This window comes from Pseudomonas sp. YL2 (genome assembly GCF_023063025.1).
In the GTDB taxonomy this organism is placed as follows: Bacteria; Pseudomonadota; Gammaproteobacteria; order Pseudomonadales; family Pseudomonadaceae; genus Aquipseudomonas; species Aquipseudomonas putida_A.
Window position 1 is genome coordinate 7,840 of record NZ_JAJSLU010000026.1, and the last position, 14,321, is coordinate 22,160.

14 protein-coding genes and 1 pseudogene are annotated in these 14,321 nt (G+C 60.3%); 3 read left to right on the forward strand and 12 right to left on the reverse strand.

Annotation, left to right across the window (positions count from 1 at the left end):
* Window positions 1-97: 97 nt before the first annotated feature.
* The 3 genes and pseudogenes from minE to minC all read right to left on the reverse strand — a co-directional run.
* A pseudogene (minE, locus tag LVD08_RS26440) lies at window positions 98-349 on the reverse strand (cell division topological specificity factor MinE); the annotation flags it as partial.
* Entirely contained in the window at window positions 349-1,161 is an 813-nt protein-coding gene (minD, locus tag LVD08_RS26445; RefSeq protein WP_007960626.1) for a septum site-determining protein MinD, read from the reverse strand. The gene minD and the pseudogene minE, both read right to left, overlap by 1 nt.
* 199 nt (window positions 1,162-1,360) lie before the next feature.
* Window positions 1,361-2,098 carry a septum site-determining protein MinC gene (gene minC, locus LVD08_RS26450; RefSeq protein ID WP_027613349.1) on the reverse strand — a complete coding sequence of 246 codons (738 nt, stop codon included), beginning with the start codon at window positions 2,096-2,098 and terminating at the stop codon, window positions 1,361-1,363.
* A gap of 117 nt (window positions 2,099-2,215) precedes the next feature.
* Between minC and LVD08_RS26455 the strand changes: the two genes are divergently transcribed.
* Window positions 2,216-3,151, forward strand: coding sequence for a lipid A biosynthesis lauroyl acyltransferase (locus LVD08_RS26455; RefSeq protein ID WP_247269660.1), 936 nt, complete (start codon window positions 2,216-2,218; stop codon window positions 3,149-3,151).
* Between the two features lie 35 nt (window positions 3,152-3,186).
* Window positions 3,187-4,359, forward strand: coding sequence for a patatin-like phospholipase family protein (locus tag LVD08_RS26460; protein WP_247269661.1), 1,173 nt, complete (start codon window positions 3,187-3,189; stop codon window positions 4,357-4,359).
* Window positions 4,360-4,482: 123 nt separating this feature from the next.
* Here the strand turns inward: LVD08_RS26460 and LVD08_RS26465 are convergent, their stop codons facing one another.
* The 8 genes from LVD08_RS26465 to puuE form a co-directional block, all read right to left on the reverse strand.
* On the reverse strand, window positions 4,483-5,268 hold the full coding sequence (locus LVD08_RS26465; protein ID WP_247269662.1) for an outer membrane protein OmpK: 786 nt from the start codon (window positions 5,266-5,268) through the stop codon (window positions 4,483-4,485).
* A gap of 373 nt (window positions 5,269-5,641) precedes the next feature.
* Window positions 5,642-6,427, reverse strand: coding sequence for an outer membrane protein OmpK (locus LVD08_RS26470; RefSeq protein ID WP_096797020.1), 786 nt, complete (start codon window positions 6,425-6,427; stop codon window positions 5,642-5,644).
* A gap of 158 nt (window positions 6,428-6,585) precedes the next feature.
* Window positions 6,586-7,944 carry a nucleobase:cation symporter-2 family protein gene (locus tag LVD08_RS26475; protein WP_247269663.1) on the reverse strand — a complete coding sequence of 453 codons (1,359 nt, stop codon included), beginning with the start codon at window positions 7,942-7,944 and terminating at the stop codon, window positions 6,586-6,588.
* Window positions 7,945-8,137: 193 nt separating this feature from the next.
* On the reverse strand, window positions 8,138-9,460 hold the full coding sequence (locus tag LVD08_RS26480; protein WP_247269664.1) for a urate hydroxylase PuuD: 1,323 nt from the start codon (window positions 9,458-9,460) through the stop codon (window positions 8,138-8,140).
* Window positions 9,461-9,511: 51 nt separating this feature from the next.
* The gene (locus LVD08_RS26485; protein WP_027613342.1) at window positions 9,512-10,015 is read right to left on the reverse strand and encodes an ureidoglycolate lyase; all 504 of its coding nucleotides are present in this window, start codon (window positions 10,013-10,015) and stop codon (window positions 9,512-9,514) included.
* Window positions 10,016-10,132: 117 nt separating this feature from the next.
* Complete coding sequence (gene alc, locus LVD08_RS26490) at window positions 10,133-11,128, reverse strand: allantoicase (protein ID WP_003223166.1); 996 nt, start codon at window positions 11,126-11,128, stop codon at window positions 10,133-10,135.
* A gap of 88 nt (window positions 11,129-11,216) precedes the next feature.
* Window positions 11,217-11,732 carry a 2-oxo-4-hydroxy-4-carboxy-5-ureidoimidazoline decarboxylase gene (gene uraD / locus LVD08_RS26495; protein WP_247269665.1) on the reverse strand — a complete coding sequence of 172 codons (516 nt, stop codon included), beginning with the start codon at window positions 11,730-11,732 and terminating at the stop codon, window positions 11,217-11,219.
* A complete protein-coding gene (gene puuE, locus LVD08_RS26500) occupies window positions 11,729-12,655 on the reverse strand; it encodes an allantoinase PuuE (protein ID WP_096797017.1) in 927 nt (308 codons plus the stop codon). The genes uraD and puuE overlap by 4 nt, the downstream gene beginning before the upstream one ends.
* 421 nt (window positions 12,656-13,076) lie before the next feature.
* On the opposite strand from puuE, the gene uraH reads away from it, so the two are divergent.
* A complete protein-coding gene (uraH, locus tag LVD08_RS26505) occupies window positions 13,077-13,430 on the forward strand; it encodes a hydroxyisourate hydrolase (protein ID WP_003223171.1) in 354 nt (117 codons plus the stop codon).
* A gap of 191 nt (window positions 13,431-13,621) precedes the next feature.
* Here uraH and LVD08_RS26510 read toward each other — a convergent pair whose 3' ends face one another.
* Window positions 13,622-14,248, reverse strand: coding sequence for a LysE family translocator (locus tag LVD08_RS26510; RefSeq protein ID WP_247269666.1), 627 nt, complete (start codon window positions 14,246-14,248; stop codon window positions 13,622-13,624).
* Between the last annotated feature and the right edge of the window lie 73 nt (window positions 14,249-14,321).

Sequence of the window (14,321 nt, forward strand, 5' to 3'; positions counted from 1 at the left end):
ACTCAAGCAGCCTCCAAACCAAGCGCGGCGGGGCCCGTGCCGCCTCCGGGGGGGGGGTGGGCCTGGTCCCCCCCGTCGTTCCTGCCGGATCGACCCAGCGATCGGGCAGGGTGATGTTGAGTTCCAGAATCGAGCAACTGCCCTGGCTTTCCAGTGCAACATGTACGTCGTCGTTGCCGATGTTGACGTACTTGCGGATCACGTCGACCAGTTCCTTCTGCAAGGCTGGCAGGTAATCCGGCGTGCTGCGCTGGCCGCGCTCATGCGCCACGATGATCTGTAGACGCTCTTTCGCTACCGAGGCGGTACTTGGCTTTTTGTTGGCACGAAAGAAGTCAAAAAGGTTCATTACCTACCTCCAAACAGGCGCTCGAAGAATCCCTTCTTCGTAACATCGAGGAAACGATGTTCTTTTTCTTTGCCCAGCAGACGATCAACGGCATCGCTGTACGCCTGACCGGCATCGCTCTGGTCGTCGAGAATCACTGGAACGCCCGAGTTGGAAGCCTTCAGGACCGCCTGCGACTCAGGGATGACGCCCAGCAGGGTCACGGCCAGAATTTCCTTCACGTCTTCGACGCCCAGCATTTCGCCATCGCTGACGCGCTGCGGGTTGTAACGGGTCAGCAGAAGGTGTTCCTTGATCGGCTCTTCGCCGAGTTCGGCACGACGCGATTTGCTGGCCAGCAGGCCGAGCATGCGGTCGGAGTCACGTACCGAGGACACTTCCGGGTTGGTCACGATGATCGCTTCGTCGGCGAAATACATGGCCAGGTGCGCACCTTTCTCGATGCCCGCCGGGGAGTCGCAGACCACGAAGTCGAAGTCTTCCTTCAACTGCATCAGGACTTTTTCCACGCCTTCCTGGGTCAGCGCGTCTTTGTCGCGGGTCTGGCTGGCGGCCAGCACGTAGAGGTTTTCCAGGCGCTTGTCTTTGATCAGGGCCTGCTGCAGGTTGGCTTCGCCGTTGACCACGTTGACGAAGTCGTACACCACGCGACGCTCGCAACCCATGATCAGGTCGAGGTTACGCAGGCCCACGTCGAAGTCGACGATCACTGTTTTGTGGCCGCGCAGAGCGAGGCCGGTACCGATAGCGGCGCTGGTGGTGGTCTTACCCACACCACCCTTGCCGGATGTAACCACGAGAATCTTGGCCAAGGTGTTTCACCCCTAAGGAAGAAGGACTTTTTAGCCCCTGAAAAACATCTCTTGAAAACTACTGCAGTCGGACAGCCTTGGCTGGAATTCGGCGCAAGTCGCACTTGCCGGGGGCAAACGCTGCTTGTTCCTTTTTCCTACTTCGTTTGAGCCGTTTTCGCTACGTTTTAGAGATGCTTGGAAAATGCGGCAGTATCCGTTAAAGCCGAATGATGTTCAACACGTCGGCCGACAGGCTGACCTGGACGCCGGAGCCCCACAGTGGATCGCGGCGCAAATCTTCGGAAACCTTGTAATGCCCGGCGATGGAGATCAGTTCAGCGCTCAATTGCTGACAGAAAATCCGGGCCTTGGTGTCGCCTTTGACGCCGGCCAGTGCGCGACCGCGCATCGGGCCGTATACATGGATGTTGCCATCGGCCAGAAGTTCCGCCCCCGGACTGACCGAGGACACCACCACCAGATCGCCACCCTGGGCATATATCTGTTGGCCACCACGTACTGGCGTGGTGATGACGCGGGTCGGTTTGACCGTTGGCTCCGGCGGCTTTTCCGGCTTCTTTTTGACTTCCGGTTCCGGCGCTTCCAGCGGTCGCTCGCGGGCGCCGGACGGCGGCAGCACCGGGATGTCGATGGCGATGGCGGCAGCGATGTCTTCGATACGGCTGGCGCGGATCGCCAGGGTGCGCAGACCATGCTGGCGGCATACGCGCATCAGGCCGGGCAGATCCACCGCGCCTTCGCCGGGCGGCAGTTTGTCCAGCGCCAGGACCAGCGGTGCATTGCTGAAGAAATTCGGCGCCTGGGCGACTTTGGCGGCCAGTTGCCGATCAAGGCTGTCGAGGTCGTTGCGGGACAGTTCCAGCACCGTGATGGCCAGCATGCTGCCCTTCAACTGGAACACGGGATCTCGGTCTGGCGATTCGTTTTGGCTCATATCGGCATACAACGGCTTGTCACTAAAAGTGCCGAGACTTATAACGAGAACGCCCGCGAGCCGCAAGCCGGGTCGAACGATGTAGAATGCGCGGCCACTGAATTTACGGAAGCTTTAATGGATCGCCCGCGTTTTCGAAGAGCCTTTCTTTCTCCCCGCTTCTGGCCGCTCTGGTGCGGTCTGGGGCTGTTGTGGCTGGTCGTGCATTTGCCATATGCGGTTTTACTGACGATCGGTCGTGTTTTGGGCGCATTGATGTATCGCGTGGCCGGCGACCGGCGGCGCATCGCCAAGCGCAATCTCGAGCTGTGCTTCCCGGAAAAATCCGCCGCCGAGCGCAAACGCTTGCTCAAGGAAAACTTCGCCTCCACCGGCATCGCTTTTTTTGAAATGGCGATGAGTTGGTGGTGGTCCCGTGAGCGTCTGGCCAAACTGGCGCATGTCGAAGGCCTGGAGCATCTGCAAAAGGCCCAGCGCGAAGGCAAGGGCGTGATCCTCATGGCCGCGCACTTCACCACCCTGGAAATCGGCGCCGCGTTGCTCGGCCAGCAGCACACCATCGATGGCATGTACCGCGAGCACAAAAACCCGTTATTCGACTTCGTCCAGCGTCGGGGCCGTGAGCGGCACAATCTCGATTCGCTGGCGGTGGAGCGTGACGACGTGCGTGGCATGCTCAAGCTGCTGCGTTCGGGCCGGGCGATCTGGTACGCACCGGATCAGGACTACGGCGCCAAGCAAAGCATCTTCGTGCCGCTGTTCGGCATTCAGGCGGCGACCGTGACCGCGACCACCAAGTTTGCCCGTCTGGGCAAGGCGCTGGTGGTGCCGTTCACTCAGGAGCGTCTGGCGGATGGCAGCGGTTACCGGCTGGTGATCCATCCGCCGCTGGAAGACTTCCCGGGTGAAACCGAAGAGGCCGACTGCATCCGCATCAACCAGTGGGTGGAAAGTGCGCTGCGTGCCTGCCCTGAGCAATACTTGTGGGCGCATCGCCGCTTCAAGAGCCGTCCACCGGGCGAGCCGAAGCTTTACCCGAAACGGCGCGGCTGATTCACTTACCCTTTCAAGCACCATGGAGCGTTGCGATGAGCCCAGCGGAACCGGTCACAGGTTTGATTCTTTCCGGCGGCGGGGCTCGGGCGGCGTATCAGGTGGGGGTGCTGGCGGCGATTGCCGAATTGCTGCCGCTGGGCGCGGACAATCCGTTTCCGGTGATCGTCGGCACTTCGGCCGGGGCGATCAATGCGGTCAGCCTGGCCAGTGGTGCCACCGATTTTCGCGCCGCCATCGAACGCCTTACGCTGTTCTGGCAGGGCTTTCGCAGCCATCGGGTGTTGCGCAGTGACTGGCCGGGGGTGATCCGTCAAGCCAGCCGCTTTGTCAGTCACAGCCTGCTCGGCATCGGTCGGCAACTGCCGGTGGCGCTGCTCAACAGTTCGCCGCTGCGCGACCTGCTCAATGAAAAACTGCACATGCCCGGTATCGCCGAATCCATCGCGCGCAAGCAATTGCATGCGGTGGCGGTGACCGCGTTCGGCTACGAATCGGGGCAGGCGGTGACCTTCTATCAGGGCGGCGGCACGATCGATGCGTGGTTGCGCCATCGGCGGATCGGCGTGCCGGCGCAATTGTCGGTGGATCACCTGCTGGCCAGTTCGGCGATCCCGTTGCTGTTTGCCCCGGTGAAAATCGGTGAGGAATATTTCGGCGACGGCGCGGTACGCCAGTCGGCGCCGATCAGCCCGGCGCTGCACCTGGGTGCGAGTCGGGTGCTGGTGGTGGGCGTCAGCGGCAACCCGCGCGGGTTTGATCCGCAGCAGCCGCTGGAGCGCGCCTATACCGGTCAGCAGCCAACGCTGGCGCAGATTGGCGGACACATGCTCAACAGCACGTTCATTGACAGTCTGGAGAGCGACATCGAGTTGCTGCAGCGTCTGAACCAGTTCAGCCACCTGATGCCCGAGGGCGTGCCGACTCGTGAGTTGGGCGTGTCGCCAGTGGAAGTGCTGGTGATTGCGCCGAGTCAGCCGATCGATGAAATCGCAGCGCGACATCGCCAGGAATTGCCGGCGGCGTTGCGTCTGTTTTTGCGTGGGCCGGGGGCGACCAAGACCAGTGGGGCAGGGGTGCTGAGTTATCTGCTGTTCGAGGCGGGGTATTGCAGCGAGCTGATCGACCTGGGACGGCGCGATGCGTTGGCCAAGCGTGAGGAGCTGTGCCGGTTTCTCGGGATCACCGAGGCGCTCGTTCCGGCCTGATATTTGTGCTGAAGCCATTCGCGAGCAAGCCCGCTCCCACACTGGTTCTGTGTCGGTCACAAAAACAGTGGGGGGGCGGGGTTGCTCGCGGAGGCGTCCTTGCAGACGCCCGCGATACCAAGATCAGAAGGGGAACTTCACCAGGAAACTGGTCACGTTCTGATTGGTGGTGAACGCACGGGTGTCGTCGATCCCGTACTTGTCTTTCCAGTAGTCGTATTCAACACCGACATACAGCTGCTTCTCGCCGAAATTCAGCGCCTTGCCCAGGTCGTATTTGACCTGTGGGTTGAAGTGCAGGTTGGCGTGGTACTCGCCTTTGCTGTTGACGTCGTTGTCGACCACCCAGTCCATGAAACCGTCGATCAGGATGTTCGAGTCGCCAACCGGAATGGTGTAGGACCAGACCGGGGTGATCTGCCAGACGTTGTCACCGGCGCGCGAGCCTTCGGTGTGGCGCTGGTAGAAGTTCAGCTGGAAGTAGTCGAAGCCTGGAATCGCCAGGTCAAAACCCGGGCCGATCAGGTACGACTCGACGTCGCCTTCACCGAACTCGTAAGTCATCGCCAGCAGCACATCCTTGACCGGGCCGAATTCGATCTTCTGGTCGAGGATCTTGCCCAGCGACAGGCGTGGGCTGAATTCGCCATAGTAAGTGTTGTTGCCGACGCCGCCATCCGGCTTGCCGTTGTAGAAGATCTTGTCGACGAACAGGAAGTTGTCCCCGTACTTCCAGGCATCGGCGTGCTCGAAGGTGACGGTCTGCTGGATCGCCGGGTTGACCTTGAAGTCTTTGCCGTAGAGGTAGGTCAGGCTGTTGTTCTGCCATTGCAGCAGGCCGTCGGCCATGGCCTCGCCGCCGGCCAGCATCGATCCCGCGAGCATCAGGCTGGTGCACATACGTTTCATTCGGTTGCTCCCAAAGTAGGTGTTCCACGTTTATTTTTTTAAGATCGGCGCTCTGGTGTGGCGCCTTTTTTCGTCGCTGCAAAAGTCATCCGATCGGTCAGCTTCGCTGGTGATAGCAAGAGCTGGGCCAACGCTTTCGAAAAGCAAAAAAACGCCCGTTCGGCTGCTGAAAAACAGTCGATTGCGCGTGTTTTCGGGATGCCTCGGTACTGACCGGGGCCGGGATAAGTTGGCTTGTCGGTCAGGAATTAAATCCGGGCTTTTTTTTAGACCGAATTCAAGAGGCCGCGGAGAATACTGACTCCTCGGCCAGCTCTCAAGTGCCCCGCAACAGAGCACCGACGACAGGTATGGGGCACGGTTGCGGGCCATCTCAGAAGTGCACCTTCACCAGCAGGCTGGCGGTGTTCTGGTTGGTGTCGAGGTTGTGGCTGCTTTCGACGCCGTATTTGTTCTTCCAGTAGCTGTATTCGGTGCCGACATACAGCTGCTTGTGGCTCCAGCCGAGGGCTTTGCCGAGGTCGTATTTGATCTGTGGATTGATGTGCAGGTTGGCGTGGTAGGTGCCGCGCGAGTTCTGATCGTTGTCGACCACCCAGTCCAGATAGCCGTCGATCAACAGGTCGGAATTGCCCAGCGGCACGCTGTACGACCAGCCCGGGGTGATCTGCCAGACGCCGTCCCCGGGGCGCGGGCCTTCGGTCTGGCGGCGGAAGATGTTCAGGGTCACGTAGTTGAAACCGGGCACTTTCAGGTCGAAGCCGGGGCCGATCAGATAGGCCTCGCTGTCGCCTTCGCCGTACTCGTAGGTCATCGCCAGCAGCACGTCCTTGATCGGGCCGAACTCGATTTTCCGGTCGAAGATCTTGCCGAACGAGAAGCGCGGGGTGAATTCGCCGTAGAAGGTGTGCGGGCCTTTGTTGCGGTCTTCCTGACCGTTGTAGAAAATCTTGTCGACGAACAGGAAGTTGTCGCCGTACTTCCACTTGTCGGCGTGCTCGAACGTCACCGTCTGCTGGATCGACGGGTTGATCGCGAAGTTCTTGCCGTACAGGTAGCTCAGGCTGTTGGTCTGCCACAGCAGTAAATCGCCGGCCATGGCCTGACTCGCGGCCAGCAGGCCGCCACTCAACAGAACGCTGGTTTGCGTGCGAATCATCGGTTGCTCCCTCTTGTTTTTATTGTTGAGGCAGGGTGTTGCACAGTCCCTGTGGGAGCGGGCTTGCTCGCGAATGGGGCGTGTCAGTCGATACAAATGTTGAATGACATACCGCTTTCGCGAGCAAGCCCGCTCCCACAGGTTTTGTAGTGATTCCGTTAATGCTGATGTGCGTGGCAGTCGTTGATCGCTGTGCGTTCAGCGCCGCCGAGGATGTTGAACAGCAGGTTCAACGTCAGCGCGCTGAGGGTGGCCATGGCAATGCCGCTGTGGGTGATCGGGCTCATCCACAGCGGCAGATGCGCAAAGAACTCCGGACGCACCACCGGGATCAGGCCCATGCCGATGCTCACCGCCACCAGCAGTTGATTACGCCGGTCGCCGATGTCGGCTTCTTGCAGGATCTTGATCCCGGTGGCAGCAACCATGCCGAACATCGCGATCGCCGCACCGCCCAACACCGCCGGCGGAATCGACGCCACCAGGAATGCCGCTTTCGGCAGCAGGCTCAGCACGATCAGCAAACCGCCGGCAACAATGGTCACCGAGCGGCAACGTACGCCGGTCATCTGCACCAGGCCGATGTTCTGCGCGAACGAGGAATGGGTGAACGTGTTGAAGAAACCGGCGACGAACGAGGCGCCGGCATCGCACAGCAGGCCGCGCCGCAGCATCCGTGGGCAGACTTCCTGGCCGGTGATTTTGCCCAGCGCCAGAAACATCCCGGTGGACTCGACGAAGATGATCACCACCACCAGACACATCGACAGGATCGGCGCCAGTTCGAATTTCGGCATGCCGAAGTGCAGCGGGGTGACGAACTGAACCCATGGCGCGCTGGCCATGCCGCTCAGGTCGACCATGCCGATGGCGCCGCAGAGCACGTAGCCCAGGCACATGCCGATCAGCACGGAAATATTCACCCAGAAGCCGCGCATGAAGCGGTGGATCAGCAGAATGGTGGCCAGTACCAGAGCGGCGATGGCCAGATAAATCGGCGAGCCGAATTGCGCCGCAGCGGCACCGCCACCGGCCCAGTTCACGGCCACGGGGAACAGCGACAGACCGATCGAGGTGATGACTGTGCCGGTCACTAGCGGCGGGAAGAAACGCACGACCTTGGACATGAACGGCGCGATGAGCATGCCGAAGAACCCAGCGGCGATGGTTGCACCGAAGATCCCTTGCAGACCGATACCGGGCATGCCGGCCATGGCGACCATGCTGCCGACCGCCGCGAAACTGGCGCCCATCATCACCGGCATGCGGATGCCCATCGGGCCGATGCCGAGCGACTGGACGATGGTGGCGATACCGGCGACCAGCAGGTCGGCGTTGATCAGGAAGGCAATTTCTTCACGACTCAGGCCAGCGGCCTGTCCGATGATCAACGGCACCGCGATGGCACCGCCGTACATCAGCAGAACATGTTGCAAACCGACCAGGATCAGTTGCAAAAGGGGCAAACGCTGAATGGCGGGTGCGTCGGGGATGCGCGCTTTGGACAGCTCGGACATGCAACACCTCGGATCTTTTTTATTCTTGTGATTGAACAGCTGCCGGGTGGCTCACAGCTGTTTCTTTGCATCAGGTCTGTGGCGAGGGAGCTTGCTCCCGCTGGACTGCGTAGCAGTCCCTGCTCTTCAGGCAAAGAGAGGGGCCGCTCCGCGACCCAGCGGGAGCAAGCTCCCTCGCCACAATTTGTGTTGCTTAGTTGGTCTGGGCTCCCTGCGCGATCCATGCACCGATCAGGTCACGTTCCTGCTGGGTCATCTGCGTGATGTTGCCCAGTGGCATGATCTGCGTGGTGATGGCTTGCGCCTGGATCCGCGCCGCGTTCTGGCGGATCTGCTCGGGGGTGTCGAACATCACACCGGCGGGCGCCGCGCTGAACAACGGGCTGGTCGGTTTGGCCGAATGGCAGACCGCGCAGCGCTCCTGGATCACGTTGTGCACCTTGTCGAACGCAGGACCTGCGTTGGACGCTTGCGCCGGTGCCGCAGTAGGGGCAGCCGGAGCGGCTGGCGCTGCAGGTGCCGCCGCTTCAGCCGGTTTCGCGCCACCGCCCAGTGCCGTTTCCGGCAATGGCTGGTACTCGATTTTTGCTGGCGCCTTGGCCACGTCCGGTGCGGTCGGCATCGGCGCAGGGCCGGTGACGTACGCCAGGGTGATCATGCCCACCGCTGCCACAGGCAGGGTCCAGGCAAACTTGTGGCTGTCGTGACGGGTGTTGAAGTAGTGACGCACCAACACCGCCAACACCGCGATCCCGGCCAGAATCAACCAGTTGTACTGGCTGCCGTAAGTGCTCGGGAAGTGGTTGCTGATCATGATGAACAGCACCGGCAGGGTGAAGTAGTTGTTGTGACGCGAACGCAGCAGGCCTTTGGCCGGCAGCGCCGGATCCGGTGTGCGGTTCTCGGCAATCGCGGCGACCAGTGCACGCTGCGCCGGCATGATGATGCGGAATACGTTACCGACCATGATGGTGCCGATGATCGCGCCGACGTGAAGATACGCACCCCGACCGCTGAACACCTTGCTGAAGCCATACGCCGCGCCAATGATCAGCACGAACAGGATAAAGCCGAGCAGGGCGGGTTTCTTGCCCAGAGCCGAATCGCAGAGGAAGTCGTAGATGAACCAGCCGGCGATCAGCGAACCGATGCCGATGGCCACGCCTTCAGGGCCGGTCAGGCCGCTGCCGGGTGCCACAAGGTAGAGCACGGGGTTGGAGTAGAACACCACGCACAGCAGCGCGATCCCCGACATCCAGGTGAAATAGGCTTCCCATTTGAACCAGTGCAGGTTCTCCGGCATCGACGGCGGAGCCAGTTTGTATTTTTCCAGGTGATAGATACCGCCGCCGTGGATCGCCCACAGATCACCGGCCAGACCGGTTTTCGGGTTGACGCGGTTGAGGTTGTTCTCCAGCCAGACGAAGTAGAACGACGCGCCGATCCAGGCCACGCCAGTGATCATGTGAACCCAGCGCACGCTCAGGTTCAGCCATTCCAACAGATGTGCTTCCACAGTCTTTACCTCTCGCCTGTCACTCTTGTTGTCGAGTGATCAGACCTTCTCTTATTGGTGGGGGGCGAGGATCAAACGCTCATCCTCTTTGAAAAAATGCTCATCGCAGTTATTGCCTGTGCCACTGCGATCAACCACCAGGAAGTCATCCCGCTTTTCGATCGTCAGCACCGGGTGGTGCCAGACGCCGCGATGGTAATTGATGCCCTGCCTGCCGTTGGTGACGAAGGCGCGGACCAAGCCTGATACAGGTACATCGCCAAGTGGCGCGACCACGATCAGAAAGGGGTTGCCGAGCAGCGGAATGAAAGCCTGGCTGCCCAGCGGATGGCGTTCCAGCATGCTCACGGTCAGCGGCATGTCCTGCGCGTCGGCGCGGAAGATGCTGATGATCGCGTTGTCCTCAGGCGTAGCGGTTTCGACCGTCGCCAGTTTGTGGAAGCGCATGGTCGAACCGTTGTTGATCATGAAGTGGTCGCTGCCGTCGGTTTCGATCACGTCACCGAAGGGGGCGAAGGCTTCTTTGGTCAGCGGTTCAATCGTTAGTGTGCGCATGCTGTTCTTTTCCGAATTCTGTGTTGACTGTTCTGACGCCTTCGCGAGCAGGCTCGCTCCCACATTTGGAATGCAGGCTCCTGTGGGAGCGAGCCTGCTCGCGAATGGTTTCACTGCTTACTTCGCGACCTTGCCCAAAACGCGCAGGCGACTCACGCCACCATCCGGGAACACGTTCAGACGGATGTGGGTGATCGGTCCCAGCGCCTTGATCTGCTCGACGAAGGTGTGTTCGGCGTGCATTTCCAGCTTCTGGCTCGGCAGCAGTTCACGCCAGAACAGCGACTGGGTTTCGATCTGGCTGTCGGTGCCGCCCTTGACGAACGCGCCCTGGATCGAGCAGGTGTCCGGGTAGTTGCCCTTGAAGTGCAGGGTGTCGACGATGATTTTTTCGATCTCGCCCGGATGGCCCAGCGCGACGATCACCCAGTCATTGCCTGGGGTGCGACGACGTGCGGTTTCCCAGCCGTCGCCCATGTTGATGCCACGGCCCGGGTTGAGGATGTTGCTCATGCGACCGAAGTGTTCGTCGGAGCAGGCGAGGGCGCGGCCACCGTTGAGGGCTGCTGCCAGGTCAACCTGTTCGTTGTCCCCAACAGCCGACCAGTCGCGGAACGGAATGCCGTACACACGCAGACGGGCTACACCGCCGTCCGGGTAGATGTTGAAGCGCAAGTGGCTGAACGCTTGGTCATTGCTGATTTCGTGGTAGTGGTGGCTGTTGCCTTGCAGCTCGACGGCCGACAGCACTTCAGTCCACTGGGTGTTTTCGTCCGGCTCGCCCGAGGCCAGGAAGCACGCTTCCAGCGAGGCCGATGGCGGGAAGTTGCCGGTGAAGAATGAGGTGTCGATGTCCACGCCTTTGATCGAACCCGGTACGCCCAGGCGGATTACCGCGCTGTCGTAGCCTTCAAAGCGCTTGCGACGCGATTCCCAGCCGTCCATCCACTTGCCGTTGTCGTCGAACACCCCCTCCTTCCACACGGCCGGGGTCGGCTGAAACAGACGATTGGCGTCTGCGAACCAGTCATCGGTGACCGAGATGATTTTGGTGCCCAGACGGGCATCGGCCAGGTTGACGAACTTCTCGAAAGGTACGGCGTAAGCTTTCATTCTTCTTGTCTGCCTTTAATAAGTTGGCTGGGGATGCTTGCAAGACCCTGGGTACTCTCCGCGTCTGATGTACTCGGGTCAGGCTTCGCTAAAGAGTCAGTAAACGGAACAGGGCGATCTTGTTGATCTCCGCCAGCGCGCATTTGAATTCGGTGTCGACCGAGTTGTGAATGCGCGTTTCGAACGCCGCGAGGATCTGATGCCGGTTGCTGCCTTTTACCGCCATGATGAAGGGAAACTTGAACTTGGCCTTGTAGGCGTCGTTCAGCTCGGTGAAGCGCTGGAACTCTTCGGCCGTGCATTGGTGAATACCGGCGCCAGCCTGTTCATTGGTGCTGGCTTCGGTCAGTTGGCCCTGGACGGCAGCTTTGCCGGCCAGGTCCGGGTGAGCGTTGATCAGTGCCAGTTGACTGGTGTGATCGGCGCTCAACAGGATGTCGCTCATGCGCTGGTGCAGGGTTTCGATCTCGTCGATCGAAGCGTCCACGCCCAGGTCGTAAGCCTTCTCGGCTACCCATGGCGAATGTTCGTAGATGTCGGCGAAGGCTTTGACGAAGGCGTCGCGGCTCAGGCTCGACGGTTGCAGGGTTTGAAAGCGGCTCATTGGGCGGCCCCTTGGTACGGGTGGGTTTCGTGCCAGTGACGCGCGATGTCGACGCGACGGCTGAACCACACCTGTTCATGACTTTTGGCGTATTCGATGAAGCGCTTGAGCGAGGCCAGACGCGCCGGACGGCCGATCAGCCGGCAGTGCAGACCGATCGAAAGCATCTTCGGCGCTTCGGCGCCCTCGGCGTACAGTACGTCGAACGCGTCTTTGAGATATTCGAAGAAATCGTCGCCCTTGTTGAAACCCTGCACCTGGGTGAAGCGCATGTCGTTGGTGTCGAGGGTGTACGGGATCACCAGGTGCGGTTTGCCGGTCGGGTTGTTCGGTTCCCAGTAGGGCAGGTCGTCGTCGTAGGTGTCGCAGTCGTAGAGGAAGCCGCCTTCTTCCATCACCAGGCGCCGGGTGTTCGGGCCGGTGCGGCCGGTGTACCAGCCCAGTGGGCGCTCGCCGGTGAGTTCGGTGAGGATGCGGATCGCTTCGAGCATGTGCTCGCGCTCCTGCGCCTCGTCCATGTACTGGTAGTCGATCCAGCGGTAGCCGTGGCTGCAGATCTCGTGACCGGCTTCAACCATCGCGCGGATCACGTCCGGGTGGCGCTGGGCGGCCATGGCCACGGCGAAGATGGTCAGTGGAATGTCGAATTCCTTGAACAGCTTGAGGATCCGCCAGACGCCGGCGCGGCTGCCATACTCGTAAAGCGATTCCATGCTCATGTTGCGTGCGCCTTGCAGCGGTTGAGCAGCGACCATCTCGGAGAGGAAGGCTTCGGATTCTTTGTCGCCGTGCAGAATGTTGCGCTCGCCGCCTTCTTCGTAATTGAGCACGAAGGACAGGGCGATGCGCGCGTTGCCCGGCCAGTGTGGGTGAGGAGGGTTACTGCCGTAACCGATCAGGTCGCGTGGGTAGTCAGCGCTCACTGCAGTCTTCCTTCTTATTCGTTGACAGGTTTGTGTAACGGCCTGCACAGGCTGGCGTCACAGCGATGGGCTGATTGTATACAACTTTACTCGCAATTTGTAAGCCTGAATTTTCGCATTTTTCACCGACTGTCATCTTTTGCTGCTAATGGCGTAAACCTGCAAGAAACCTGCCTGATCAGTCAGCTAATGGCTGTGAGGTTCAATAGGCAGGCGCTTGAGGGGCAGATCAGGGGTAAACGCCCGAATGGCGGGGGTGAGGTGAAAAATGTCGTTTTTATTGTGTACAATTTTTTTTAAAAGTGTCTTAATCAGTCGCTCGCCGCAACTTTTCGTGCTCCGAATCGGTGCGGTCTCCTTTTTACCTGACTTCGGGAGGCGCGAAGTCTGACTGCTCTTTGCGGCCAGGCGCGCAGAATCAATGGGACGTTTGACAACACACGTTTTGGACGCTGCACACGGTTGCCCGGGCAGCTCGATCAAGGTCGAGCTGTACCGCGTTGAAGGCTCGCATCTGGAATTGGTCGCCAGTGCGATTACCAACAGTGATGGCCGGGTCGATGCGCCGCTGCTGCAAGGCGATGACTACCGCACCGGGGTCTATCAGGTGCAGTTCCACGCCGGCGATTACTACCGCGCCCGTGGCGTGCAACTGCCGGAACCGGCGTTCCTCGACGTGGTGGTGCTGCGTTTCGGCATCTCTGCCGAACAGGATCACTACCATGTGCCACTGCTGATCTCGCCTTACAGCTATTCCACCTACCGGGGCAGCTGACCCCAAGCAGCTGCCCCTACCGGGAAGCGACTGCGCATATAGCTTCTTTGGTCTTTCGCCCGCTCACACTGCGGGCTTTTTTTCGCTTGGAGGAAAGTGCTGTCTGGTCTGACGCCTTCGCGAGCAAGCCCGCTCCCACAAGGGAATGCATTCCAAATGTGGGAGCGGGCTTGCTCGCGAAGCTTTTGCTGTCAGCGGCTCAACAGCGACGCAGCACCGGCACCACTGAACAGTCCGGCACTCACCCGGTTGAACCAGCTCTGTCCCTTGCCGCTGCGCAGATAGCGCGCCGCGCCATGTGCACCCAGCCCATAAGCCAGTTTGCAGCACAGGTCGAGCACCACCCAAGTCGCGATCATGATCAGCAACTGCGGCAGGAACGGCTGTTGTGCGCTGAGGAACTGCGGCAGAAACGCGGCGAAGAACAGAATGTCTTTCGGATTGCTCGCACCCAAGACAAACGCACGCCCGAACAGTGTGCGAAAGCGTGGCACTGGTGCGGCTTGTGGCACTTCGGCACCGACCGCTGGCTGACGCGATTGCTGCCAGCTCTGCCAGGCGAGATAGAACAGGTACAGCGCGCCGACGATTTTCAGGGCGCTGAACAGTTGTTCCGAGGCCAGCAGCAGGGCGCCCAGCCCCAGCGCCGAAGCACAGAGCAGGCAGATCGAGGCGATCACGCCGCCGAGAAATGCCGGGTAAGAGCGGCGCAAGCCGTAGTTCAGACTGTTGCTGATCATCAGCAATGACAGCGGCCCCGGAATCAGGATCACCACCAATGCAGCGCCGCTGAACAGCAGCCAGGTTTCCAGACTCATCACTTTGCTCCTTTTTTGTTGTACTCAAGAATGTGCAAAAGCCCCACCCGCGAGGGTGAGGCTGGTTTGACGC